The organism is Micromonospora sp. CA-249363 (genome assembly GCF_050950185.1).
Lineage (GTDB): Bacteria > Actinomycetota > Actinomycetes > Mycobacteriales > Micromonosporaceae > Micromonospora.
In genome coordinates, this window is record NZ_CP192020.1 from 2,985,138 (window position 1) to 3,009,931 (window position 24,794).

A 24,794-nucleotide genomic window follows, 5' to 3' on the forward strand; every position below is an offset into this window, starting at 1 on the left:
TTGGCCGGACTTCAGGCTGGCAATTCACCTGTGCTCTGCTGCGGCGGGCGCAGCCTCGGGAGGGTGTTGCAGCACCCTCTCGAGGGGCCGTCCCGTCGGACGGCGGCTACTCGCAGGGGACCCGCACGGTGGCATCGGGGGAGTCCACCTCCACGGTCACGTCGTCGAGGTGCGACGGCTTCGTCCGGGGTCGGCCGGAGGCGTGCGGCATGGGCGACGGTCGTTTCGCGGCTTGTACTCGCTGATCATCCAGACGGCGGTTCTCTGTGACGATCAGTCCGTTGCGTTCGGTGCACTACACGGCACCGTCGTGGTTGCCAAGATATTGATCGTCTGGCCCTCCGACCCCTATCTTCGACACGCCTCGATGGGGCCTGACGGGGAGGTCTGTGCCGATGCATGGCTGGAAGTCGCGCGTGTTCACCAATCTGTCCAGCGGCACAGCATTCCGCTGGACCCGCCGGATGGCGGCACTACTGGCACTGACGCTGGTGGTGACGCTGTCGCAGGTACCGATGCGGTCGCTCGTACCCGCGCAGGCGGCGACGCCGGGATCTGCCGCGGCCTCGAAACCGGCATGCCCGAAGCAGCGGCCCGACGGGGTGTCGGCGGCGGTGGCGGCCAAGCTGTGCGGCGCGCGGGTCGAGGTCGCCGACCAACTGTCGGAGACGACGCAGGTGTTCGCGAATCCGGACGGTACGACGACGGAGGAACGGTCACTGGCACCGGTGCGGGTCCGTGCCGGTGACCGCTGGGTCCCGGTGGATCTGACCTTGGAGCGCCGGGCTGACGGTTCGGTGGCGCCGAAGGCGCATCCGCGAGGGCTGACCTTCTCCGGCGCGGTGACGGGGAGCGGCGAGCACGAGTTGGTCGCGGTGGGTCAAGGTGCGGAGCGGACGGCGTTGGCGTGGACAGGACCATTGCCGCAACCGGTCCTGTCCGACCGGACGATCACCTACCCGGACGTGGTGCCCCATGTAGACCTCGTCTTCCACGTCCATTCGACCGGCTATGAGCAGCACTTCATGGTGAAGGACCGAGCGGGGCTGGCCCAGGTGCGCAAGCTGAGCCTGCCGATGCGCACTGGCAAGCTGACGGTCGCCGGCGACGGTATGGGCGGGTTACTGCTGAAAGACCGTGCCGGGCGCCAGATCGGGCAGGCACAGACGCCGATGATGTGGGACGCCGAGGTGTCTCCACTGTCCCTCGAGAGAGTGCGCCGTGGCCGCGTCGCGCTTCGTACGGTGAGCACGGGTGCCGGCCGTACGACGGTAGAGCTGACGCCTGACGCGAAGTTCCTGTCCCGCACCGACCTGTCGTTCCCCGTGACGCTCGACCCGCCGACGTCGCTGTCTCCGTCGTTCGACGCGTTCGTGCAGTCGGATTACACGAGCGATCAGTCCGGTGCGGCAGACCTCAAGCTTGGTTACTCCGACGACGGCGGCTCTCGTACCGCCCGGTCTTACCTGCGGTTCGCCACCACGGGACTCGCCGGCAGTGTGATCAGCAGCGCGAAGCTCCGATTGTGGAACTACCACTCGTGGTCGTGCACGGCGGCCTCGTGGGAGGCGTGGCGCACCGACTTCGTGGACTCGTCGGCACGGTGGACGAGTCAGCCGATCGCGCGAGGTCGGGTCGGCATCTCCACCGAGACGAAGGGATACAACTCGTCCTGCGCCGACGGCTACGTGTACATCGAGGTCGGCGGCGCCCTGCAGTACGCGGCCGACAACAACCAGTCCAGCGCGAGTGTGATGCTGCGGGGAACGAGCGAGTCGGACCACCTGTCGTGGAAGCGGTTCGACTCGGCGGAGGGCGCCCATCCTCCGCTGGTGACGATCACGTACAACCAGGCGCCGGCCGCACCGTCAGCCCAGGCGATCACCCCCTGCTACAGCCTGTGCAGTGCGGGTGGCCGCACGTCGGCCCTGCGGCCGGCGCTGTCCGCGAAACTTGCCGACACCGACGCCGGTCAGACGCTGCAGGCCGAGTTCGAGCTGCGGAACAAGATCACCCAGGCGGTGGTGACCACCTCCGGGCTGCGCTCGGGCAGCCCTGCATGGACGAACGGCTCGACCGCTTCGTGGCAGGTACCTGTCGACCTGCTCAACGACACCGCGTACGAATGGCGGGTACGGGCCAAGGATCCGTGGGCTTACGGTGCCTTCACCGCGTGGACGACCTTCACCGTGGACACCACCAAACCGGGGGTGCCCTTCGTCTCGGCCGCCATCTATCTCAACGACGGGCAGCCGCATGGCGGGGCGGAACAACCCGACACCTTCACGTTCACACCGGCGTCCGGCACGAACGACCTCGCGGCATTCGTCTACAAGTTCGACTATGAGTCGACGGCGACGACCCTGGCCGCCACTGGCGCGACGTCCGTCACGCTGCGCCCCCGGGACGGGCACCGCACGCTCACCGTGCAGGTCAAGGACTCCACCGGCAACCTGTCCAACAGCCACCAGTACGTCTTCGACGCCGGTGCGGCCGCACTGGCGCAGCCGCTGCCCGGGGCGACGATCGTCAAGCGCGCCAAGCTGGAGATCACCACTCCGGTGACCGGTTACACCCGGGCGTACTTCGAGTACCGCCGCGGCACCGGTGGGGCTACGCTGCCGGTCCCGTCGGCGAACCTGACCTCGGCCACCGGCGCGCCGATCACCGCGACCGCCGCGAGCCCGGTCGCCATGTCATCGCTCGGGGGTTACGCGGTCTGGAACGCCACGGACACGCTCGGCCTGGTCGGCGGCGTGGTGGAGGTGCGGGCCAAGCTGTACACCGCCAGCGGAAGCACCGCCGCCTACAGCACGCCGTGGGTCAGGGTGTCGGTGACCTCCAACGGCGACGGCGCCGCAACCGACGACATCGGCCCCGGCTCGGTGAACCTCCTGAACGGCAACTACTCGATGTCCTCGGCGGATGCCGACGAACTGGGCCTGTCGGTCTCGCGTTCCTCCTCGTCGCGCAAGCCCTCCGACGGCTATCAGCCGATGTCCCAGCGCCTGACGGCCAACCAGGCGCAGGTTTCGTTCGACCTGACCGGCTTCACCGTGCCGTCGACCTCGTCGGCCGCCCGGTCCACCGTCTACGGCCAGGGTGAGATAACGCCGGTGGACTCATTGGAGATCACTCCGGTCAGCACCAGCAGCAATGACACCTATGTCGCGGTGGGCGGGGACGGAGGTGGCATGCGTCTCGGCATGGCCGCCACCAAGACGTACCGGATGACCGGCTGGATTTTCGTCCCCGCCGGCAGCGGACTGGTGCCCGCGTTCACCGACCGTGGATTGCGCATCGTGGGCTTCTACCGGGTGGGCGCCAACTATTACGAGGTCGCCTCGCCGATGGCGAGCTTCACCGACGGGTGGCAGGAACTTTCGGTCGATATGGCCGTGCCGGCCGGTGCGACCGAGGCGTTCTTCCGTCTCTACAACGGCATGCAGGGCGGATCCGGGCGGAAGGTGTACTGGGACAATCTGTCGATGACGGAGGTCGTCGCACCCTTCGGGCCCACCTGGGCCGGGGGCGTGACCGGCGGCGCGGCGGACGTCGAATACACGACGCTGACCCTCCCGCAGCCCGCTCTGGCGCAGGTCGACACCATCGACGGAGATTGGATCACCTTCTCCAAGAACGCCGACGGCACCACCTTCGCCCCCGAGCCGGGCGCCGAAGGGATGATGCTGACGAAGGTCGGCACGACCTCCTACCGGTTGACCGACGTCGAGGGAAACACCACCGAATTCACCCAACAGGGTGGCCTGTGGGCGGCGACGTCGTCCTGGACGACGGAGTCCGACAGCACCGTCCGCTACGTCTACGACACCACGGGCAGCCGGCTGCTGCTCAAGAAGGTGATCAACCCGGTCGAGCCGGGAGTGGACGACACCAACAAGTGCACCGCGACCCTAATCCGCGGCTGCGAGGTGCTGGAGTACGTCTACGCCACGGCCACCACCTCCGGGCTGAGCCAGACAGTCTTCGGGGACTACGTCGACCGCGTGTCGGCGATCAAGCTGTGGAGCTGGGATCCCGACGCCAACGTGACAAACGCTGTGGAGATCACCCGCTACGCCTATGACGACCTTGGTCAGCTGCGCGAGGTATGGGACCCCCGGGTCAGTCCGGTGTTGAAGACCAGCTACGGATATGTCAGCGGTCGAGTCGTCAAGGTCACCCCACCCGGGCAGCTACCGTGGATGGCCGACTACGGCAATCCGGACGTCGACTCTGCCGCGTTGCGGTGGGACCTGGACGCCGGCTCCGGTTCCACTGTCGCCGACTCGTCGGGCAGCGGCCGCAGCGGCACCATGGCCAGTGGCGTCGGCTGGGGTCAGGGCAATGATCCCGGCAACCCGGGTGACAAGGCGGCGACGTTCACCGGAACGTCGGGCCAGCAGATCACGGTCGCGGGCTCCTCCCTCTCCAACACGTCCTCGTACACCGTGTCGGCCTGGGTACGGTTGACGGACAAGTCCGCGAACCGTACGGCGGTGTCCAAGAACGGCTCGTTCACCAGCGGCCTCTTCCTCAACTACGTGCAGTCCACCGACCGGTGGGCGTTCTCCCGCATGGACACCGACAGTTCCACGTCGCTGCCGATCCGAGCCTCGTCGAACACGTCACCAGTGCTGGGTCGATGGACCCACCTCGCGGGCGTGTACGACACCACCACCGGCAAGATGACCCTCTACGTCGACGGGGTCCCGCAGTCGACCACCGCTCCCACCGGCGGCTGGAACGCCACGGGCGCATACATCGTCGGCCGCTCCCAGTGGAACGGGACGTTCACCAACACGTGGCACGGAGGCATCGACGACGTCCGCATCTATGGCAAGGCACTCAGCGCGGATCAGGTCTCCACCCTCGCGGGCGACGAGAACGCGGGCCGGCTGCTCAGAGTTCGCCGCGCGGCGTTGCAGCAGGGCTCCAAGACAGCGACCGACGGGGAGACCGCGACGAACGTCGTGTACAACGTGCCACTGGCGAAGGCCGCAGGTGGCCCGCACGACATGACTGCCGCCGCTGTTGCCGGCTGGGGGCAGCTCGACGTGCCCACCGACTCGACCGCGATCCTCGGGCCCGAGGACAATCCCGGACGCAACCGCGCGACGGCCACGTCACCGGGTAGCAACGGCTTCGCGTACGCCACCGTGCACTACCTGGCCGCGGGTGGCAAGAGTGTCAACACCGCCACCCCCGGTGGGCATATCGACACGCGGGAGTACGACAGGTTCGGGAACGTCATACGCACGTTGGAGGCCACAGGTCGGGAGATGGCTCTCGGCGTGCTCCCCGGCGCCGACGCGTATCTTGCGGAAATCGGCCTCGCCAATTCCGACGCCGCCAGTAGAGCCCTCGCGCTGTCGACGATCAGCAGCTACAGCAGCGACGGCGTTGATCTCGTCGAATCACTCGGTCCGACCGGCAGTTTCGTCCTGGACGCCGCCGTGCCCGATCCGGATGGGAGTGGGCCTCTCGGGACGATTGCCGCCGGCGCCGACATCATCGGCCGCCCCCATACGGTCAACAAGTACGACGAGGGCAAGCCGGACGGCGCCGTTTACCACCTCCTCACCACACAGACCAGTGGAGTGCGGATCGACGGCTACCCCGACGCCGATGCGCGAGTCACCAAGAACGGCTACGAGGCCGAGGGCACTGGAACCTCCGGGTGGGTCCTCAAACAGCCGACCAGCGCGACAGCCGATGCCGGGTCGGGCGGACGTAACCTCACGTCCCGCACCCGCTACGACGCGTCCGGCAGGATCGTCCTGTCCGCCGGTATCGGCGCGACCGGTACCGACGCCCGCTCCCGAGAAATGATCTACTACACCGCCGGCGCCAACTCCTCGGACGCTGCCTGTGGCGGTCGACCCGAATGGGCAGGCACCCTCTGCCTCACACGCGCCGCCGGAGCGGTAGTAGGCCACGACCCGCAGCGCATGTCGGCGACCCTGCCCGACCGACGCGTGACCGCCAGGTCGCGGTTCGGTGGCGAGGCGCTCGTCGTCGAAAGTGTGGCGGGGCATTCCCGCAACCACACCACCACCTTCGACGGTGCCGGCAGGGTCACCGGCAGCCAGATCACGTCGGACGAGGGCACCGCGCCCAGCGGTAGCACCACCTCGTACGATCCGAACAGCGGAGCGCAGACCACCACGACCGACGGCAGTGCGAGCATCAGCCGCGAGTTCGATCTCCTCGGTAGGGTAGTCCGTTACACCGACGCCGACAGCGGTTCGACGGTGAGCGAGTACGACAGGTTCGGTCGGCTGGTGAAGACCGCTGATGGCTCCGGTCACGTCATCTACAGCTACGACCGTGTCAAGGAGCCGCGTGGGCTGCTGACGGCGCTGACCGACAGCACTGCCGGAACGTTCGGAGCGGCCTACTCACCAGACGGTCAGCTCACCAAGGTCACGTACCCTGGCGGGCTGACCCGGACCGACTACCTGGACTCCAACGCGCAACCGACCGAACGTGTCTACACACGTGACGCGGATGGCGCCGTCATCTACTCCGAGGCGGTCGGCAGGAACAGTTTCGGTCAGTGGCGGGAACACGCCTACACGGGTGGCGACAAGGAATACTCCTACGACACCCTCGGTCGCCTGGTGCGTGCCACGCATCGCAGCACGATCACCAACGGATGTGTGACCCGGACCTACACGCTCGACGATCGAGCCAACCGGATCGGCCAGTCCCGCTTTGATCCTGATCAGGACGGCGCCTGCCAATCCGCGACCGCCGCCTCGCAGGTCACCCACACCTACGACTCGGCGGAGCGGCTGCTCGACGTGGGTCACTCGTACGACCCGTTCGGGCGAACCGTAACCACGCCCGACGGAGTCGCAAACTCCTACTACGTGAACGACGTCGTGCGCAGTCAGCAGAGCGAGGACGCTCGGCGTACCTGGACGCTCGATCCGGCGTACCGGGTCCGAGCCACCAGCGACGAGTCGCTGGTGGACGGGCAGTGGACCGGGGCCGGGTCGACGGTCAACCACTACGGCGACGATTCCGATGCCGTCCGCTGGACCCAGGGCTCGGGTGGGGAACTTGTCCGCAACGTCACCGGTCCGGACGGGAACCTGATCGCAACGGCCACGTCCTCCGGTGCGCTCGCGCTACAGCTCAACGATCTGCACGGCAACGTCGTCGTCACGACCGACCCGGGCCTCGCGCAACCCACGGTCCTCGATTTCGACGAGTTCGGGGTGCCGAGCGCGGCTCAGCAACATCAGCTCTACGGGTGGCTCGGGGGCAAGCAGCGTGCGGGGGCGGGTGTCGACGACTCGATCCTGATGGGCGTGCGGCTCTACAGTCCGGCGCTGGGTCGGTTCCTGCAGGTGGATCCCGTTGAGGGCGGCAGCTGCAACCCGTACGACTACGCGTGTGCGGATCCGGTCAACAAGTTCGACCTCGACGGCCGGATGATCGTCAACGACGGAGGTGGGTCGAGTAGCGGTTGCAGCGGTGGTTCGACCTGTCCGATGAACCGCTATGAGAGAGCCCGTTGCCGTGCCTACCCCGGTCAGTGTGCCGTCTACGGTGCGGTCAGCGCCTGGGCAAGCCAGGAGAGTAATAGGTCCTACCCCGAGGGTGGCAGGCAGAACGCCTACCGACACTGCGTGTGGCAGGCGATGCTCACCTTCATGTTCGGCTCGAAGAGCAAGGCCAAGGCGTGGGGCGACGCCCACGAGGGCAACCAGAACACCCATGACAGTAGGGTCGATCGCAGGAACAACGTGGTGGGTCGGGACATCGGAGCCAAGGTGGATCGCAAGTACTACCGCTGGCAGGTCAACTCTGCCCGGAAGGCAATCTGCAAGGAATGCAAGAAGGCTGTCCGGTCCGGGCGGCTCGACCTGACGGGCGGCTGAGGGGTGAATCGTCGCTTTTCATTTCTTGCCCTCGTGGCACTGCTGACGATTGTCTCCACCACATCGGCGTGTTCGAAGCGCGAGGAGAACTGGTCGTGTGAGCGGCAGGACGAAATTGTCGACGCACTGCGGAAGGACGGAGTCTGGAGCAAGGTGCGGGGTGTCGGCACCGACCAGGGGGACTACTCCGAGTCGCCCTGCACCGGCGACGAGGCCAGCATCACCTATGGCCAGAGGTTCCGTACGGAGGGTCAGCTGTCCTTGGCCGACGTGCAGGAGTGGGGTCAGCGACTGACGCAGGGGACGCCGTGGCAGCTCAAGACGACCTCATCCCGCGACGAAGGCTCTGCTGACGCGGCGCATGTCTGCTACAGCTCATCGACCGGCCAGGACCCGACATATCTACGGTTGCACTCGGTGCCCGATGCCGCACCCGAAGCGAATCTGTACGTCGAACTCACGGTCGCCAAGCCCAACGTGGAGGTCTGTGTCTGAGACTCGCCTTCTGGGACATCGGGGTGTCCCGGCGGCGCGGACACCCCGATGTCATGGAACCGGAGTCGATCACGACGGGGAAAGGGGTCGGTCGAGGACCGACTCGGACGGAAGTCCGACGTTGCGTGTTCGCCCGCTCACGGACGGTCCAATCTGGAGTGCGGCCTGCCGTGGGGGCGGCCGTACACGATGGACCGTGGAGGTTTCGGATGCTGATCATCGCCGAGGAGCGGGACAACTACCCACCGGACGGTCAGATTCCCAACCTGGAGACCGACGACAAGGCGAACGACGAGATCCTGACCCGGATCAAGGATCTCCTCCCCGACAACCTCAAGCTCGAGGTCATCGGAGCGTTGATGAACTGGTCGGCGAGCAAGCTGTTGCCCCACCGGACCTTCGCGACATGGAACGAGGCCGTCGACGTCGCGATCCGCTTCGCACGCAACGACAAGGCCCTTTCCGCCGCCGGCAGCCTGCCCAAGCGGGAGGAGGCTGTCGGCAGCGACGAGAAGCTGGAGCTCAGCAAGGCGCTGGCGAGCACGGGGCGGATCGACGACCCGCAGATCGTCCTGCGTGACGAGAGCCGCAGGTGGGCGAACTGCGGAATGGCGGCGTTCCAGATCCGCGAGCAGTTGCACGACAAGGGCGGCGAGCCCGTTCGCCTGTCGGGCGAGACCTACGGGGCGGGCAAGGGCGACGCGCTCAAGAAGGCGCTGCTCGTCAAGCCCGCCAGCGCCGACACCGTCCTACTGCTCGACTGCCAGTTCCCGCAGGTGCACAACTTCGTCGTCGAGGTGCACCACGACGGGTCGCGCTACCTGGCCCAGGGATACCAGGGCACCTACTTCGCCCACTGGTGGCTCGGCATCAACAAGAGCTACTCCGGAACGCCGTCGGCAGAGATCCTCGCCCTGCGCGAGCGGTACGGGCTGGGTCACCCGATCAGCCCGGAAAACTACGAGAGCCTGCTCGACGGCCTGGCCGTGGCCATCTCGGGCGACTGGCAGGCGACCGCGGACCAGTGGCGGACGTTGCCGTTCAACCCGGACCGGCAGGAGGTCGACGGGATCCGCCGCCGGTCCGAGTCGCCGACCCTTCTCGTCGAGGTGTTCGAGCTGCGCAAACCGGCGGTGGCGCGGGCCGCGCTCGGCGGCGACAGCGTCGCGTCGCTCAGCGAACTGGCGACGCGAGGACTGAAGACCGCCTGACGCTGCCTCGCGGCCGGTGGGTACCACGCGCGGCGGGACCGGAGAGGTTCCGCCGCGCGCCTATGCGCCAGCGATGGCCTTCAGCGCCGTGTCGAGTGCCTGGTCGGCTGGCACGGGTAGTTCGGGGACCACTCCGACGCCCTCCCAGTTGGTCCCGGTGACGCTGTTGATGGTCCGGGCGGTCGGGACGGTCACCAGGATGTGTTCGGTGACCGCGTGGCGGGCCGTCGGATGCGCGCCGCCCCGCGTCGTCTCACCGACGACGACGGCCCGGCCGTGCGCCTGGAGGGTGTACGCGACGTCCTCGCCCCCGGAGAACGTCGACGCGCTGGTGAGCACGAAGACCGGGCGGTCCACGTAACGCGGCGCGGGGAGGTGCGCGGCGGTCCAGAACTGGCGGGTGGCCCCGGTGGAACGCTCGTAGTCAGGGGCGCGGCAGGATGCCCACGAGCTGCGTGATGATCGCGATGCGCAGGGCTGTCGGCGGGTCGATGTGGTAGACCGCGAGCGCCGGCTCGGACTCGTAGACGGCGAGCAGGCTCGGCGGCGGCGTGCTGTAGGCGGAGAACGCGCCGGCCACGAGGAGGACCTGAAGGCAGAACAGGTCGGCGCGGTCGCCGACCTCGGGCAGGTGCCGCCGGATGAGGCCGGCCATCACCGCGAGGTTGGCCAGCGAGGCCCGCTTGTGCCGGCGGGCCGCCTCGACCGAGACGTTGTGTTCGAGCACCCCGCCCTGCGCGCCGAAGAGATCACAGAGCACCGTCTGGGCGGCGAGTGACCGGCTGAGCACGTCGGCCACCTGTTCGGCCCGCTCCGGCGCGGACCGGTCCGGGTCGACGCCGTGCGCCAGCTCCTGGTCCAGCTCGGCCAGCCAGGTCGTCGTCCGGTCATCCAGGAGGTCGAGCAGCACCGCTTCGCGGGACTCGAAGTAGCGCAGCACCGCCGTCTTGGCCAGGCCGACCCGCCGGCTCAGCTCGTTGAGGGTCACGTCGGCCACCGGCATCTCGTCGAGCATCGCCGAGGTCGTCTCCAGGATCGCCTGGCGGCGGACCGCGCGCTGCTCCTCGCTGCGCGCCCGTTGGAACGTCATGCGTCAACCCTAACTTAGGTACCGGCGGTCTCTTGACAGCGTACCGGCGGTACATTAGCGTTTCCGACATAACTTACCGGCGGTACCTTGGGAGCCTGAGATGAAGTGGACCGAGCAGCAGATTCCGCGCCAGGACGGCCGGGTGGCCGTGGTCACCGGCGCCAACACCGGCCTGGGCTTCGAAACCGCCCGGCTCCTCGCCGAGCGCGGAGCCTCGGTCGTGCTGGCCGTGCGCGACACCGAGAAGGGCAAGCGCGCCGCCGCCCGGATGAGCGGCGACGTCTCCGTACAGGAACTGGATCTGACCTCGCTGGAGTCGGTGCGCGCCGCCGCCGCCGGGCTCCGCGCCACCCATCCCCGGATCGACCTGCTGATCAACAACGCCGGTGTCATGTACACGCCGAAGCAGACCACCCGCGACGGCTTCGAGATGCAGTTCGGCACCAACCACCTGGGTCACTTCGCGTTCACCGGCCTGCTGCTCGACCTGATGCTGCCCGTCCCCGGCTCCCGGGTGGTCACGGTCAGCAGCGTCGGCCACCGCATCCGCGCCGCCATCCACTTCGACGACCTGCAGTGGGAGCGGTCGTACAGTCGGGTCGCCGCCTACGGCCAGTCGAAGCTCGCCAACCTGATGTTCACCTACGAGTTGCAGCGCCGGCTCGCCCCGCACGGCACCACCGTCGCGGCGGCCGCGCACCCGGGCGTCTCCGACACCGAACTGGTCCGCAACTCCCCGGCGCTCGTCCGCGCGCCGATCACCGTGCTCGCCCCGGCGGTAGCCCAGCCCGCCGCGGCGGGCGCGCTGCCCACCCTGCGCGCCGCCACCGACCCGTCCGTTCTCGGTGGGCAGTACTACGGCCCCGACGGCCTGGGCGAGACGCGCGGCCACCCGAAGCTGGTCACGTCCAGCCCCGAGTCCTACGACCTGGCCGTGCAGCAACGCCTCTGGGACGTCTCGGAGGACCTCACCGGCGTACGGTTCCCGATCGGCCGGGCAACCGCCGGGGTGTGACCATGCCGAGCGGTCGCGGCGGGACCCGGACAGGTCCCGCCGCGAGCGTCGGCTACGGGGCTGAACGATCACGTTCGATGCGTGTGGATCGGGGCCGATCCCCGGGCGCGGGGACCGGGCTCCCTCCGCGCGGGGATCCGGTGGGCCCGCCGCTGGCGCAGCGTGGATCCGTAAGGAAACACCGCATCGGTACGGAGTGATGACCGTGAACCAGAGCCTGGAAGCATCGCAACCACCACCGGCGTGGGCGCGCCGAGCCGGTCACGTGGCGTGGATCGCGCCCGTGCTGGGCTTCATCCCGCTGCACGTCCCCTGGATCCTCGGCATCCCGCTGTTCGCACACGCCGAACCGTTCGAGGAGTGGTACCACGGTCGCGGGCCTGGCGTCGGTGATCATCCCGTCGACGGGTTCCTCGGCCTGCCGGCGGGCGCGTTCTACCTGGGCCTGCTGTGCGTCCTCGCGGGGCTCGGGGGAGTGCTGGCGCTCGGGCTGATCAGCGACTGGGGGCGTACGTTCCCCCGGTGGGTGCCCTGGCTGCGTGGCCACCGGGTGCCGCCGTGGCTGCCGCTCACGCCGACGGTGCTGGGCTCCGCCCTGATGATCGGCTACTCGTCGACCCTGCCCTGGCAGTTCGCCGCCGACCTCTCCGAGAGCAGCGAGCAGGACATCTTCACCCCGACGGGTGTCCTGATCGGCCTCCCACTGCTCGTGGCCTGGGCGATCGCGTTGCCGCTGGCCGGTTGGTCCTACTACCGGCGTACGCGCTGACGGTTCCGCGCCGCCAGGCCGCTAACCGGCGAAATCGACGGCGGCGAGCGCGGCGCTGCGGTGCGTGGCGAGGCGTTCGGCCTGGGCGGTGATGGCGTCGCGCGTGCCGGCCGAGAGTTTGCGCCAGGGCTGGACCGCAACCGTGAACGTCTTGCCGGTCTTGCGGGGACGCCAGGTGCCGACGATCTCGCCGTCGACGAGGACCGCGCCGGGGCGACCCAGCACCGGCCACAGCTCCTTCACCTGAGCGGCGTCCGTCGTCAGCGTCGCCCGGTCCTTCGCCTGCAGGAACAGGTCGAACGGGCCGAGCAGACGGGTCACGCGGACCTCGGCCGACGTCAGCGCCTCCTCGTCGGTGGCCAGCAGCCAGCGCGTCTCGCCGTCGACCGTCACCTCGACCACGTCGGCGGGCCAGTGCGCCTTCACGTCCTTGACCGGCGCGTCGAGATAGTCGGCCACGTGTTTCGGGGTGGCCGGTCCGAGCAGACGAAGGTACGCACGGACGAGGTCGAACCGGTCACCCGGGGCGGACGCCCTGCGGAACCCGGTGATGCGCCGCAGGACCGGCGGTGAGGTGTCGAGTTGCAACTCCAGCCCGGCCCGCGCGGCGGCGAGCCGGAACGGCATCTCGTACAGGTGCGTGGCGTCGCACGGCCGGCAGAACCGCAGGTACGGCTCGGGCAGCATGGTGGCCAGACGGCCGGAGACGTCGCCCTTGACCGTCGGCGTGGTGACGATCGAGCGCATGCCGGCGGCCACCTCGTCCAGAGCGGCGAGGTTCGCGATGCCCGCAGCCTTCAACGGCTTCGCGGCGTCGTAGATGCGCTTGCCCGCGTCGGCGTCGGAGAACGGCTCGACCGCGGCCACCACCTGCCCGACGTCGCTCCGGCGGTAGAGGTGCGGAGCGCCCCGCACCGTCCAGAGCAGGACCACGTCGGCATCGGACAACGCGGTCACGTCGACGCCGCGGACGGCCAGGGCCCAGCGGGCCCCGTCCGGACCGGTGTTCTGCACACCGATGTCCAGGACGGCGAGGTCGGCGAGCGTGCCCTCGTCCCGGTCGAGCTGCTGGGCCCGGACCCGGAACTTCATCACCTGGCGACGATCGACCATGACTGCACCCTAGTGCCGGCCCGCCGGACATCGGAGTCACGTGCCCGCGCCCTTCCTGGCCTCGCCGACGAGGAGCCATCCGTGGTGTGGCGAACCGCTGCGGGCCGACGCCGACCCGCAGCGAGCGCCACGCTGCGCCGGCTGTCGGGTCAACGGGGCCGTGGGTGGTGCGCGGATCCTTTGGAGCTGATGTCGCAGGCGAATCAGCGGCTTGCCGGCCGCTGACCCGGGTGCGCCGAAGGTGGACCGGTGTCGGCCGGTGGCATGGTCGGCGATGTCGTGAACGAGTCAGCTCCAAAGGACGCGAGTAGGACATGGGCTACTGCCTGGTCGGCTGCCGGGCGAGGAGAGGGCGCTCCTCCTGCCTGACACGTCGGCGAACGCCGGGTCCTACTCCGCTCGGAGCAAGGAATGCGCCGGTGCCGGCGTCGAGAAACTAGGGTCGGTGGCGTGCGGATCCGGATCGAGGGCAGCGATCTCCCAGGCCGTCGCGCCGGCGCGGACGCCGACGCGCTGCGGCTCGGCAGCGTGTACGTCGGTATCCAGCGCAAGAGCGAGGTGGTCGATCGCGTACGGGTCGACGCCACCTCAGCGACCTGGAACGTCGAGGTGTCCAGCCGGGAGGTCGACGGGGTGCTGGACGTCGGCGGGCCGTTCGTGCACGGGCGGCCCGGAGCGCGGTTTCTGTATCTGAGCTGGGGCGCGCTGACCGACGAGGGGTTCGCGATGTTCCGGCGAGCCAAGCTGATGTTCACCGACATCCCGACCACCCTGCTGCGCGCCGCGCACGAGAGCGGTGAGTTGCTGGTGGGCAGGTTGGGGCTGACGGACGCAGCCGGCGGGCCGGTATGCGCCCGGGTCCACCCACCCGCCGTCACCTGGACGGTGGAACAGCCCCGGCCGCCCGCGCGAGACGGGCGGCCGGGCGAGGGGACGTCGTCAGGCGACCAGTGAGACCCGTCCGTTGTCCAGGTCGTAGCGGGCGCCCACGACCCGCAGCGCACCCTGGCGCACCTTCTCGGCGATGATCGGGCTGCGGGCCGAGAGCGCCCGCACCTGGGCGGCGATGTTGGCCCGAACCCCGTTCTCCACCGGGTCGCCGGGCTGGTCCAGCACCGGCTCGATGATCGGGCGGAGGCTGTCGACGATGGTGCCGATGTGCCCGGGAGCGGTGCCGCCGGTGCGAATGGCGTCGATGGTGGCGGTGACCGCGCCGCAACGTTCGTGCCCGAGGACGACGATCAGCAGGCTGCCGAACTCCTCCACGGCGAACTCGGCGCTGCCCAACAGCAGGTCGTCGACGATGTTGCCGGCCACCCGGTTGTCGAACAGGTCACCGAGACCCTGGTCGAACAGCACCTCGGGCGCGACCCGGGAGTCCGCGCAGCCGACCGTGATGGCGAACGGGTGCTGGCCGGCGGCGAGGCGGTGCAGGTCGTCCAGGCTCTGGTGCGGGTGCCGCCCGTGACCGGTGGTGAAGCGGTGATTGCCGGCGAGGAGTCGGCGCAGCGCCTCGTTCGGCGTGGCGACCGGGTCGTCGGTCGGCTTCGCCGCGGCGGCGGTCGGGCTCGCCGCGGCCGCGCCGATGGCGACGGCGGTCGCGCCGCCGGCGGCAAGCAGCGCGCGGCGGGACAGGGGGGTACGAGGCACGATGATCTCCCGAAGGTGAGGGGGTTACCTCATTCTTACCAGTGGATCTCCACAGTGCGGTGTCGAGTTTCGAAAGTGGTGTGTCAGCGGTCCGTGCTGTCGGGGGCGGCGACCTCGCGTACCGCCTGGGCGACGGTCGCGAAGTCCTTCTTGAGGATCGCGCCGTGGTTGCTGGCCACCTTCGCGTGGATGCGGATGTTCGGGTTGCGGGCCGTCACCGCGTCGAGGCTGGCGCGGATGCGCTCCTGCTCGTCACCCTTGCTGCCGAGGGACGTTCCCGAGGCGACCACGTACCGCACGGGCACGGTGATGGCGTCGAGCACCGGGCCCAGCTCGCGCTCCCGGGAGAGCCGGCCCAGCTCGATGTTGCTCTCCGCCTGCTGGTCGGCGCTCATCCGCGGGGTCAGACCGGTCGGCCGCAGCAGCGGCGTGAACCAGCCCATGCGCCGGAACAGCTTGCGGATCCGCTGCTCCATGGCGTCGTCGAGCCAGTCGTGCGGGAACGCGCCGTCGACCAGGACCGCGCCGATGGTGCGATCGGGGTTGCGGTGCGCCCAGTGGGCGCCGACGACAGCGCCGTACGACCAGCCGACGAGCACCGCCCGCTGCACGCCCCGGGCGGCGAGGACGGCGTCGACGTCCCGGACGGCCGCCTCGAACGAGTAGTCCGCCGAGCGCCCCGACTTTCTGCCGCGGGCCCGCTCGTCGTAGGTGATGTGCCGCCACCCGGTGCCCAGGTCGGTGAGGACGTGCCGCCAGTACCCCTGGGTGGCGAACTGGCCGTTGAGGAAGACCACCGGGACGCCTGGGCCGCCGCTGTCGGTGACGGCCAGGGCGGTGTCGTCGACCGGCACCATGCCGGTCCACGGTGAACTGGTCGAGAAGGGGGCGTTGCTCGTCATCGTCGTACTCCTTGAAGGGGTTGGGGTTCAGAGGCTGCGGGCGGTGATGTCGCCGTGCGAGGTGGTGGCGTGGATGTCGAGGTCGACGCTGCCGTGGTTGACCAGGGCGTTGCTCACGCGCCCGTGGCCGGTGCCGGCGTCCAGAGCGGCCGAGACGCCGGTGGCGGCGGCGACCGAGATGTCGCCGGACTGGGTACGCAGCACGAGTCGGCCGCGCGTCGCCTCGGCGACGCGGATGTCGCCCCGCGTGGTGCTGATCTCGGCCGGGCCGTTGAGCCGACCGACCTCGACGGTGCCGTCGACGGCGGCGAGGCGCATGCTCGCCGCCTCGTCGACCTTGATGTGGCGGTACGCGCCGTCCACGGTGACGTCACCGAGGCGTCCGACGCCGCGCAGTTCGGCGCTGGCCGCCCGGACCTCGACGCGAGAGTCGGCGGGCAGTTGGACGGTGACCTCCACCGAGCCGGCGGCGCCCAGGAGCTGGTTGGCGGGGGACGCGGTCGTGACCCGCAGGACGCCGTCGGCGTACGCGATGGTGGTCTGCTCGGCGGCTCGGGTGTCGCGGCTGCGGCCGGCGTCGGCGGGCCGGACGTCGACGGTGGTGTCGGCGCGGTCGGCGGCGATGACCTGGATGCGCCCGGCGGCAATGTCCAGGACGGCGGCGATGGGGGCGGGGGTGGCGAAGCTCTGCACGGCGTTCTCCGATGCTTGTTCCTTGTTTCTGACATCGGAAACGCTACGTTGCTTTCCGAATCACGGCAACAATCTTGTTGCGTAGATACGCGGTAATCCCAGCTCAAGAGGCCGTAAACGTTGCAACGGCTCTGTCGATGAAGCAACGCTTCCCATCGTCGCCATTGCAATCGACTGGCGGTGAACGCTATGGTGGCGGAGCCGCTGAGGACGACCACCGAGGAGATCAACGTGCCGGGAGGCAGGCTCACCCAGCAGGACCGTCAGCAGATCGCGTCGGGGTTGGCCGAGAGCCTCCCGTACGCCGAGATCGCCCGACGTCTCGGCCGTCCGACCTCGACGATCACCCGCGAGGTGCTGCGCAACGGTGGCCCGAACTCCTACCGCGCCGACCTCGCCCACCGCGCCACCGAACGCCGCGCCCGCCGCCGCGCGCCGGCCGCCACCCGAACCGCCGAGTCGATCCCGCAGCCGCACGGCCGCGACGCCGAAGCGGTCGCCGAGTACGAGGAGGCGTTCACCACCGTCCTCATGGCCACGGGCCTGAACAAGATGGGCGCCCGGGTGCTGACCTGCCTGTTCACCACCGACACGGGCAGCCTCACCGCCGCGGACCTGGCCCAGCGCCTGCACGTCAGCCCGGCGTCCATCTCCAAGGCGATCAGCTTCCTGGAGAGTCAGAGTCTCGTACGCCGGGAGCGCGACGAGCGCCGCCGTGACCGCTACCTCGTCGACAACGAACTCTTCTACCAGGCGACGATCGCCAGCGCCCGCGCCAACGACCAGCTCGTCGCGACAGCACGTGAGGGCGTCGCCGTCCTCGGCCCAGGCACCCCTGCCGCCGCCCGCCTGGAGAACATCGCCCGCTTCCTCGACTTCATCAGCGAGAGCATCACCCGCGCCGCCGAACAGGCCCGCGACGTCCTGCACGCGCGGGCGGTCAACTAGTTCCGGTCCGGGCGGTGGCGGGCGTACGCGTCAACGCGCCCCCAGCGTCCGGGGATGTCCAGCAGCGCGATCCGGTCGAAGGCGGACGGCAGCGCGGGATTCACCGCCAGGTGTTCCTCGTGCGGCTCGAGGCCGAGCAGGGTGCGGAGCAGCAGCATCGGCGCGCCGCTGGACCACGCCTGCGGGCTGCCGGCGGTGGGGTACCGCACCGGGTACCGGGTGGTGCTGCGGTCGAAACCGCCGAACGCCTCGGGCAGCCGCCCCTGGAAGTAGGTCGCGGCCGACAGGATGCCCTCGGCGACACGTCCCGCCTCGCTGAGGAACCCGTAACGGCGCAGGCCCCACGCGATGAACGAGTTGTCGAACGGCCAGACGGTGCCGTTGTGGTAGCCGAGCGGGTTGTAGCGGCTCTGCCCGGCGGCGAAGGTCCGTACGCCCCAGCCGGAGAAGAGCGCCGGACCCATCAGGTGCTCGACCACACGCGCGGCCCGGTCGGGCGCCACGATGCCGCTCCACAGCAGGTGTCCGATGTTCGAGGAGAGGCTGTCCACGGGGGTGCCGTCGTGGTCGAGGGCGAGGGCGTAGTAGCCGCGGTCCTCGAGCCAGAAGTCCCGGTTGAATCGCTCGTACAGCGCCGCCGCCTCGCGTTCCAGCCGCTCGGCGTAGTCACGGTCGCCCCAGAAGGTACGCGCCAGCCGGGCCCCACGGAGCTTGGCGTCGTAGGCGTACCCCTGGACCTCGCACGTTGCCCTCGGGAACCCGGGCAGCCGGCCGTCCGCGTAGGAGATGCTGTCCCAGGAGTCCTTCCAGCACTGGTTGTCCAGGCCGGTGGCCCGGTTGCGCCGCTGGTACCAGACGTAGCCGGTCGACGTCAGGTCCGCGTACTCGTCGATCCAGGCCAGGGCCGCGCGAGCCTCCTGCTCCAACTCCATCACCAGGGCGGTGTCGCCGCTCCACCGCTCGTACTCGTCGAGCAGCACCACGAACAGGGGCGACGCGTCGACCGTGCCGTAGTAGGGGGAGTGCGGCTGCTCCTCGAACGCGGCCGACTCCCCGTAACGCAGCTCGTGCAGGATCCGGCCGGGATCCTCCTCCAGGACGTCGTCGGTGCGGGCGCCCTGGAGCGAGCCGAGGATCCGCAGGGTCGGCGGGGCCAACGACGGCGTGATGGGCAGCGTCTGTAGGCAGGTCAACAGGCTGTCGCGGCCGAACAGGGTCATGAACCAGGGGAGCCCGGCCGCCGGTACGGCAGCTCCGCCGAGCGACAGCGGCGCGAACCGCAGCGCCGCCAGGTCCACCAGGCTGCGGTGGTAGACCTGTTGGAGCGTGGCGCTCTCGGTGTCCAGCGTCGGCGCCTGCGCCACCCACTCGCGCACGCTGTCCGGCAACGTCGACTCGTCCGGGCGCTGGGCCCGCAGTGGGGCGCGCAGGTCGACGCCGTCCGGTCGCAGTGCCCGCATGACCACCCCCAACCGGGTGTCCCACTGCTCCCCGGGCCGCAGCCGCACCGCGTACCGCAGGCCGCGCGCGTCGATGGTGGCCGACTCGCTCGTCGACACGACGACCTCACGCCGGTACGTCCCACGCCGGTAGCCCACCCGCAGCCGGTTCGGTTCGACGTCGGTGTAGTAGCTGCCGGCCTTGTCCTGGATGTCGAACTTGATCTCGAAGATGTCGGCGAAGTCGGCCTCCACCTCCAGCCGTACGTCGAGGTCCACCACTCCCTGGCCGTAGTTGAAGATCGTCAGCGTCTCGGTCAGGTCCGGGCCGATGCGTCGCCGCCGGATCGCCGACACGTCCGCCTCCACGTAGTCGACGGCCCCGCCCGGCACCACGAAGAACGTGACCTCGTAGTACTGGCTGTCGTCCACCGACAGGGCGGTCAGCCGCTCGCCGTTGACGGTGAGGACCCAGCGGGACAGGAAGCGCGTGTCGGCGGCGAACAGTCCCACCGGCGTGGCGGGTGACGACTCCACGTCGCCACTGGCGTCCGACACGATGAAGGTGTTGCCGTCGATGCACGACACCGTGCCCGGGATGTCTCTCACGGCGCGCTGGCCGCCGTCGGCTGGTCGGGTCCCGCACCACCCTGACCCGAACGGGGGAACAGCCGCCCGATCCGCAACGCCAGGGCGAGATCGCCGTCGACCAGGATCTCGCCGCGCTCGATCGCCGCCAGACCGTTCACCTCGCCGCGCGCCATCGCCTCCGCCACCTGTGCCGGCACCCTGATGACGGTGTTGGCGGGCTCCCCGCTGCGGGAGACCCGCAGGTCGCCGTGGTCGATGACCAGGAGCCACTGCTCCAGGTCGTCTCCCTCGGAGATGTCGAAGCGGACACTTCCGCACACCTTGCTGAACCGCGGATCCCGGCACTCGTCGGCCAGCCGCTCGAAGAAGGCGCTGGTCGCCGTCATCCCACCTCCCGGCCCCTGGAAAAAGCGGATGACGGCTACCCGCTGCGACGCGGCCATAACGCTCCGACCGCCGGAAAATGAAGTGTCGGCGTGGGGCGCGTACCGCTCAGAATGGCCGCCGTGGCGAAGGAACAGGTGCTGGCGAAGGTGGCGGCGGATCTGGGGCGCGGGCACGTACACCCCGCCATGCAACGCCTGGCGAGCCTGACCGCCGCGTACCCCGACGACCTGGAGTTGCGGGCGCGGCGTGCCGCGCTCTACCGCCAGGTGGGCAACGTGACCGAGGCGGGGCGGTGGGGCTTCTTCGGCGAGGACACCGACGCGCGGGAGGTCGCCGCGTTCGAGCGGGCCTACGGGAACGCCTGGCGGCGTCTGCGGGCGTTGCGGGTGACCGCCGACCCCCGCGGCGGACTCGGTCCGGTGGCGGGCGCGCGCTTCGCCCGGCTGTTGGAGCAGGCCGGCCGGGACGAGCCCGTCACCTGGACCGATGACGGGCCACGTCCCGAGGAGCCCAGTTCGTGGCGGGACGGCCTGGGCTGTCTCGCGGCGGTCGTGATCGGCGTGATCCTGGTGGCGTTGTGCGTCGTCGGCCTGGTCACCGTGCTCCGGTGGGTGCTCTAGCCGCCCGGGTCAGCCGAGGTCGAAGTCGACCACGACTGGCGTCCGCCGGAGCCGCAGGGGAGTCGCCGCGTCGAAGTCGGCGGCGTCCTGATGCCACACCGGCGGGGCGTACGAGCAGTCGCAGCGCAGCTTCACCCGCTGCCCGGGGAGCAGGCGCAGGGCGTACCCGCTACCCACGTCCGCGACGCCGGCCAGGTCACCGGTGCTCGCGTCGAAGGCGAGCACCTGAGCGTAGGTGAGCAGCTCGTCCACGCGTACCGCCCCGCTGACCGGGATGCCGGCGGGCAACGCCTGGTTCAGGGTCGCCGTCCGCTGGGCGTGGACCCGCACCCCTCGTGCCTGCGCGCGGGTGCCCACCCCGCCGGACCAGACGGTGGCGAACCCACCCGCGGCGAACTGCACCGGCCACTCGTACGGCCCGAGCCCCGTGATCGTGTAGCGGCCGTTCTCATCGGTCGTGGGCCCGTGGTCGCCGTACTTGGGGTCCGGCACGTACGGGACCACCATCACCAGCGCTCGCGGGACCGGCGCGCCGGTCGCCGCGTCGGTCACCACTCCGACGACCGAGCCGGGCGGGTCGAGCCGGATGTCGGGCGCGCTGGTCACCGCGCCGGCCCGGACGCGGACCGCGAGGGCGCGCTCGCGCTGACCGGTGCCGCCGTGCCGGCCGACCCACTGCCAGCCGTGCCGGGTCGTGTCGTAGGGCCGCACGAGCAACCGGTACTCGCCGGGGGCGACGTCACCGGTCACCAGGCTGCCCTGCTCGTCGGCGCAGCCGCCGTACCGGCCGAGCTGGTCCTCCCCGAGCGTGACGGCCGCGAGCGCCGCGGGGTCGGTGGGCACGAGCGCGGCGCAGGCGTAAGGGACGGGCGCGCCGGTGGCCGCGTCGCGCACGACGGCGCGAACGCCGCCGGGCGCGGGCGCGGCTTCGGGGGTACGCGCCACAGCCGGCGCGGCGGCCTCCACGACGAGCAACGCGACGGCGATGGTGGTGGTCAGTTTGCGCAGGAGGGTAGGGCTCACGGGCATGCTCCTCGCGGCGACGAGACAGGGGGTGAGCCGACCGTAACCGTTCGTGCTTGATCTAAATCGGTCAATGTCGCGATCCTGACTGAAGGCGACGGACCTGCCGCGGGTGGCCGTGTTCTGCCCGAACCGGGCGCATGCCGCACAACTAGCGCATAGCGTCACCAGAGCGGACACCGCTGCCCGCCGGACCGGCGGCGACGTGCCTACCGGAAGGGACCCGACATGAGCCGTGTCGAGACCGTGCTCCTGCCGGAGCTGGAAAGGCCGGTGTCGCCGGCCCTGCCGAGGGCCCTGGGCCTGCTGAGCCTGGCCCTGGGGCTGGGCGCGCTGGCCGCGTCCCGACCGCTCGCGCGACTGACCGGAGTGGACGACTCCCCGGCGGCGCAGCCGGTCATCAGGGCGGTCGGCGCCCGCGAACTGACGCACGCCGTCGGCCTGCTCAGCGGTCGCCGCCCGGTCGGTTGGACGTGGACGCGGGTGGCCGGTGACGCCCTCGACCTCACCCTGCTGGGCCGGGCCATGAGCGAACGGCGCGGCGAACGACGTCGTCGCCTGGCCCTCACCACGGCCGCGATCGCCGGCATCACCGCCCTGGACGTCGCCGCCGCCGTCGCCGCCGGGCGCGCCCGGCGGGCCCGAGCGCGGATGATCAGGATGGAGATCGCGGTGACGGTCAACCGGTCGCCCGCCGAGGCGTACCGGTTCTGGCGCGACATGGAGAACCTGCCCCGGTTCATGGCGCACCTGGAGTCGGTACGCGCCGACGACCTGCGCCTGTCGCACTGGGTCGCCCGTGGGCCGGCCGGTCGCCGCGTCGAATGGGACGCCGAGATCATCGACGATCAGCCGAACAGGTCGATCACCTGGCGGTCGCTGCCCGGCAGTCGCGTGGCCAACGCCGGTCGGGTCGCGTTCGTACCCGCTCCGGGCGACCGCGGCACCGAGGTCCGGGTCCAACTGCGCTACGCGCCACCGGCGGGCGCGCTCGGCCGGGCCGTGGCGAAGCTCTTCGGTGAGGAACCCGAGCAGCAGGTCCGCGACGACCTGCGCCGGTTCAAACAGGTGCTGGAGGCCGGCGAGGTGGTCCGCTCCGAGGGCAGCCCGAACGGCATCTCCGTACGCCAGCAGGCCATGCAGCGGCCCGCGCAGCCGCTGCCGACGTCCCGTCGCTGACCACCCGTCGGAAGAGGCAGAGAAAATGAAGGCCACCGCCTGGATGGGCACCGACACCGTCAAGGTGATCGACGTACCCGATCCGACGATCATGAACGCCCGGGACGCCATCGTACGGGTCAGCACCACCGCGATCTGCGGCTCCGACCTGCACCTCTATCACGGTTACATCCCTGCCATGCGCAAGGGCGACATCCTCGGCCACGAGTTCATGGGCGAGGTGGTGGAGGTGGGGCCGCAGGTGCGCAACCTCAAGCCCGGCGACCGGGTGGTGGTGCCGTTCCCGATCGCCTGCGGGCACTGCTCCTCCTGTCAGCGCGGCCTCTACTCGGTGTGCGAGAACTCCAACCCCAACGCCGGCCTCGCCGAGAAGGTCATGGGCCACTCGCCGGCCGGCATCTTCGGCTACTCCCACCTGCTCGGCGGGTACGCGGGCGGCCAGGCCGAGTACGCGCGGGTGCCGTTCGCCGACGTCGGCCCGCTCAAGGTGCCCGACGAGATCCCCGACGACCAGGCCGTCCTGCTCGCCGATGTCTTCCCGACCGGCTACATGGGCGCCGAGATGTGCGACATCAAGCCCGGGCAGGTCATCGCGATCTGGGGCGCCGGACCGGTGGGGCTGCTCGCCGCGGCCAGCGCCCGACTCCTCGGCGCGGAGCGGGTGATCGTCATCGACCGGTTCCCGTACCGGCTGCGGCTCGCCGCCGAGCACGCCGACGCCGAGACGATCAACTACGAGGACGTCGACGTGCTGGACGCCCTCAACGAGATGACCGCCGGTCGGGGCCCCGACGCGTGCATCGACGCGGTCGGCATGGAGGGCCATCACGGCAATCCCGCCATGTACGCGTACGACCGGGCCAAGCAGGCCACCCGGACCGAGACGGAACGTCCGTTCGCGTTGCGGGAGGCGATCCTGGCCTGCCGGTCCGGGGGAGTGGTGTCGGTCGTCGGCGCGTACGGCGGTTTCGTGGACAAGTTCCCGATGGGCGCCTTCATGAACCGGTCACTGATCATGCGGACCGGTCAGTGCCACGTGCAGCGGTACACGCGCCCACTGTTGGAGCGCATCCAGCGCGGCGAGATCGACCCGAGCTTTATCGTCAGCCACCGCATGCCGCTGCGCGACGCTCCCAAGGGCTACAAGATCTTCCAGAAGAAGCAGGACGACTGCACGAAGGTGCTCCTCAAGGTCTGACCCCGCCCGTGTCCCCGCGATCTTGCACTTTCGGTGGCGACAGAGGGGGCGTATTACCCCAAGTCGGCAACCGAAAGTGCAAGATCGGCGGGGGAAGGGGGTGGGGAACGCGTGCGCGACGTGTGTTTGTGGTGGGGGAGCGGGGGAACGCGGCTCGTTCCGGAGACGGAAGGGAGCGGGTCATGGAGTACGAGCAGATGATCGCGACCGTACGACAGCGCGGAGGGCTCGGCGAGAACGAGGCCGTGCGGTCGGTGCAGGCCGTCCTGTCGGTGCTCGGCGAACGACTCGCCGGACAGGAGGCCGACAACCTCGCGGCACAGTTGCCCGACCGGTTGAACGCGTCCGTCACCCGTAACCCGCAGGGCCGGCGGTGGGACGTCGGCGACTTCCTGAAGCACGTGGGCGACCGCGAGCAGGTCGCGAACGCGGACCAGGTACGCGAGCACGCCCGGGTCGTGCTGAGCACCGTCGCCGAAGCGCTCGACGACGACGACCGGCACGACCTGCTCGCGCAGTTGCCCGGCGGCATCACCGACCTGTTCGGCGTCCCCACCCCACGCGGCTGAGCGCGGTCAC

Annotated in this window: 20 protein-coding genes; 11 read left to right on the plus strand and 9 right to left on the minus strand. The window is 70.0% G+C overall.

Annotated features, from left to right (window positions below; translation table 11 throughout):
- Positions 1-416 precede the first annotated feature (416 nt).
- The 3 genes from ACQPZK_RS13720 (at position 417) to ACQPZK_RS13730 (ending at position 9,598) form a co-directional block, all read left to right on the plus strand.
- Positions 417-7,892: a LamG-like jellyroll fold domain-containing protein gene (locus ACQPZK_RS13720; protein ID WP_433538665.1), complete on the plus strand. Its 7,476-nt coding sequence runs from the start codon at positions 417-419 to the stop codon at positions 7,890-7,892.
- 33 nt (positions 7,893-7,925) lie between these two features.
- Positions 7,926-8,387 (plus strand): hypothetical protein, encoded by a 462-nt coding sequence (locus ACQPZK_RS13725; protein WP_433538666.1) that lies wholly within the window; start codon positions 7,926-7,928, stop codon positions 8,385-8,387.
- A 209-nt stretch (positions 8,388-8,596) separates the two neighbouring features.
- Positions 8,597-9,598 carry a hypothetical protein gene (locus ACQPZK_RS13730; RefSeq protein ID WP_433538667.1) on the plus strand — a complete coding sequence of 334 codons (1,002 nt, stop codon included), beginning with the start codon at positions 8,597-8,599 and terminating at the stop codon, positions 9,596-9,598.
- A 60-nt stretch (positions 9,599-9,658) separates the two neighbouring features.
- On the opposite strand, the gene ACQPZK_RS13735 is transcribed toward ACQPZK_RS13730, so the two are convergent.
- Together ACQPZK_RS13735 and ACQPZK_RS13740 are read right to left on the minus strand one after the other, a co-directional pair.
- Positions 9,659-9,955, minus strand: a complete 297-nt coding sequence (locus tag ACQPZK_RS13735) for a S41 family peptidase (protein ID WP_433538668.1) — start codon at positions 9,953-9,955, stop codon at positions 9,659-9,661.
- 67 nt (positions 9,956-10,022) lie between these two features.
- Positions 10,023-10,688, minus strand: coding sequence for a TetR family transcriptional regulator (locus tag ACQPZK_RS13740; protein ID WP_433538669.1), 666 nt, complete (start codon positions 10,686-10,688; stop codon positions 10,023-10,025).
- Between the two features lie 100 nt (positions 10,689-10,788).
- Between ACQPZK_RS13740 and ACQPZK_RS13745 the strand changes: the two genes are divergently transcribed.
- Both ACQPZK_RS13745 and ACQPZK_RS13750 read left to right on the plus strand, forming a co-directional pair.
- Positions 10,789-11,703 (plus strand): SDR family NAD(P)-dependent oxidoreductase, encoded by a 915-nt coding sequence (locus tag ACQPZK_RS13745; protein WP_433538670.1) that lies wholly within the window; start codon positions 10,789-10,791, stop codon positions 11,701-11,703.
- A 199-nt stretch (positions 11,704-11,902) separates the two neighbouring features.
- Positions 11,903-12,472, plus strand: a complete 570-nt coding sequence (locus ACQPZK_RS13750) for a hypothetical protein (protein WP_433538671.1) — start codon at positions 11,903-11,905, stop codon at positions 12,470-12,472.
- Between the two features lie 21 nt (positions 12,473-12,493).
- Here ACQPZK_RS13750 and ACQPZK_RS13755 read toward each other — a convergent pair whose 3' ends face one another.
- Positions 12,494-13,585, minus strand: a complete 1,092-nt coding sequence (locus tag ACQPZK_RS13755; protein ID WP_433538672.1) for a winged helix DNA-binding domain-containing protein — start codon at positions 13,583-13,585, stop codon at positions 12,494-12,496.
- 450 nt (positions 13,586-14,035) lie between these two features.
- Between ACQPZK_RS13755 and ACQPZK_RS13760 the strand changes: the two genes are divergently transcribed.
- The gene (locus tag ACQPZK_RS13760; protein WP_433538673.1) at positions 14,036-14,539 is read left to right on the plus strand and encodes a DUF5990 family protein; all 504 of its coding nucleotides are present in this window, start codon (positions 14,036-14,038) and stop codon (positions 14,537-14,539) included.
- On the opposite strand, the gene ACQPZK_RS13765 is transcribed toward ACQPZK_RS13760, so the two are convergent.
- From ACQPZK_RS13765 to ACQPZK_RS13775, 3 genes are all read right to left on the minus strand, one after another.
- Complete coding sequence (locus tag ACQPZK_RS13765) at positions 14,525-15,235, minus strand: carbonic anhydrase (RefSeq protein WP_433538674.1); 711 nt, start codon at positions 15,233-15,235, stop codon at positions 14,525-14,527. The two genes, ACQPZK_RS13760 and ACQPZK_RS13765, sit on opposite strands and share 15 nt — an antisense overlap.
- A gap of 83 nt (positions 15,236-15,318) precedes the next feature.
- Complete coding sequence (locus ACQPZK_RS13770) at positions 15,319-16,137, minus strand: alpha/beta fold hydrolase (RefSeq protein WP_433538675.1); 819 nt, start codon at positions 16,135-16,137, stop codon at positions 15,319-15,321.
- A 27-nt stretch (positions 16,138-16,164) separates the two neighbouring features.
- On the minus strand, positions 16,165-16,830 hold the full coding sequence (locus ACQPZK_RS13775; RefSeq protein ID WP_433538676.1) for a DUF4097 family beta strand repeat-containing protein: 666 nt from the start codon (positions 16,828-16,830) through the stop codon (positions 16,165-16,167).
- 231 nt (positions 16,831-17,061) lie between these two features.
- Between ACQPZK_RS13775 and ACQPZK_RS13780 the strand changes: the two genes are divergently transcribed.
- Complete coding sequence (locus ACQPZK_RS13780; protein ID WP_433539199.1) at positions 17,062-17,778, plus strand: helix-turn-helix domain-containing protein; 717 nt, start codon at positions 17,062-17,064, stop codon at positions 17,776-17,778.
- Here the strand turns inward: ACQPZK_RS13780 and ACQPZK_RS13785 are convergent.
- Complete coding sequence (locus ACQPZK_RS13785; RefSeq protein ID WP_433539200.1) at positions 17,775-19,817, minus strand: amylo-alpha-1,6-glucosidase; 2,043 nt, start codon at positions 19,815-19,817, stop codon at positions 17,775-17,777. The genes ACQPZK_RS13780 and ACQPZK_RS13785 overlap by 4 nt on opposite strands.
- A gap of 5 nt (positions 19,818-19,822) precedes the next feature.
- The gene (locus ACQPZK_RS13790) at positions 19,823-20,194 is read right to left on the minus strand and encodes an SCP2 sterol-binding domain-containing protein (RefSeq protein WP_433538677.1); all 372 of its coding nucleotides are present in this window, start codon (positions 20,192-20,194) and stop codon (positions 19,823-19,825) included.
- 120 nt (positions 20,195-20,314) lie between these two features.
- Between ACQPZK_RS13790 and ACQPZK_RS13795 the strand changes: the two genes are divergently transcribed.
- Positions 20,315-20,815, plus strand: coding sequence for a DUF6584 family protein (locus ACQPZK_RS13795; protein ID WP_433538678.1), 501 nt, complete (start codon positions 20,315-20,317; stop codon positions 20,813-20,815).
- Positions 20,816-20,824: 9 nt separating this feature from the next.
- Here ACQPZK_RS13795 and ACQPZK_RS13800 read toward each other — a convergent pair whose 3' ends face one another.
- Positions 20,825-21,838, minus strand: a complete 1,014-nt coding sequence (locus ACQPZK_RS13800) for a carboxypeptidase regulatory-like domain-containing protein (RefSeq protein ID WP_433538679.1) — start codon at positions 21,836-21,838, stop codon at positions 20,825-20,827.
- Between the two features lie 228 nt (positions 21,839-22,066).
- Between ACQPZK_RS13800 and ACQPZK_RS13805 the strand changes: the two genes are divergently transcribed.
- From ACQPZK_RS13805 to ACQPZK_RS13815, 3 genes are all read left to right on the plus strand, one after another.
- Positions 22,067-23,017, plus strand: coding sequence for an SRPBCC family protein (locus tag ACQPZK_RS13805; RefSeq protein WP_433538680.1), 951 nt, complete (start codon positions 22,067-22,069; stop codon positions 23,015-23,017).
- 25 nt (positions 23,018-23,042) lie between these two features.
- Positions 23,043-24,215, plus strand: a complete 1,173-nt coding sequence (locus tag ACQPZK_RS13810) for a zinc-dependent alcohol dehydrogenase (protein WP_433538681.1) — start codon at positions 23,043-23,045, stop codon at positions 24,213-24,215.
- Positions 24,216-24,397: 182 nt separating this feature from the next.
- Positions 24,398-24,784, plus strand: coding sequence for a DUF2267 domain-containing protein (locus tag ACQPZK_RS13815; RefSeq protein ID WP_433538682.1), 387 nt, complete (start codon positions 24,398-24,400; stop codon positions 24,782-24,784).
- Positions 24,785-24,794: the final 10 nt, after the last annotated feature.

Bases quoted from the DNA above. Each gene is read 5' to 3' on its own strand.
- ACQPZK_RS13750 (WP_433538671.1), top strand. From the start codon at position 11,903: ATGACCGTGAACCAGAGCCTGGAAGCATCGCAACCACCACCGGCGTGG.
- ACQPZK_RS13745 (WP_433538670.1), top strand. From the start codon at position 10,789: ATGAAGTGGACCGAGCAGCAGATTCCGCGCCAGGACGGCCGGGTGGCC.
- ACQPZK_RS13810 (WP_433538681.1), top strand. From the start codon at position 23,043: ATGAAGGCCACCGCCTGGATGGGCACCGACACCGTCAAGGTGATCGAC.
- ACQPZK_RS13815 (WP_433538682.1), top strand. From the start codon at position 24,398: ATGGAGTACGAGCAGATGATCGCGACCGTACGACAGCGCGGAGGGCTC.
- ACQPZK_RS13740 (WP_433538669.1), bottom strand. From the start codon at position 10,688: ATGACGTTCCAACGGGCGCGCAGCGAGGAGCAGCGCGCGGTCCGCCGC.
- ACQPZK_RS13730 (WP_433538667.1), top strand. From the start codon at position 8,597: ATGCTGATCATCGCCGAGGAGCGGGACAACTACCCACCGGACGGTCAG.
- ACQPZK_RS13805 (WP_433538680.1), top strand. From the start codon at position 22,067: ATGAGCCGTGTCGAGACCGTGCTCCTGCCGGAGCTGGAAAGGCCGGTG.
- ACQPZK_RS13770 (WP_433538675.1), bottom strand. From the start codon at position 16,137: ATGACGAGCAACGCCCCCTTCTCGACCAGTTCACCGTGGACCGGCATG.
- ACQPZK_RS13790 (WP_433538677.1), bottom strand. From the start codon at position 20,194: ATGACGGCGACCAGCGCCTTCTTCGAGCGGCTGGCCGACGAGTGCCGG.
- ACQPZK_RS13755 (WP_433538672.1), bottom strand. From the start codon at position 13,585: ATGGTCGATCGTCGCCAGGTGATGAAGTTCCGGGTCCGGGCCCAGCAG.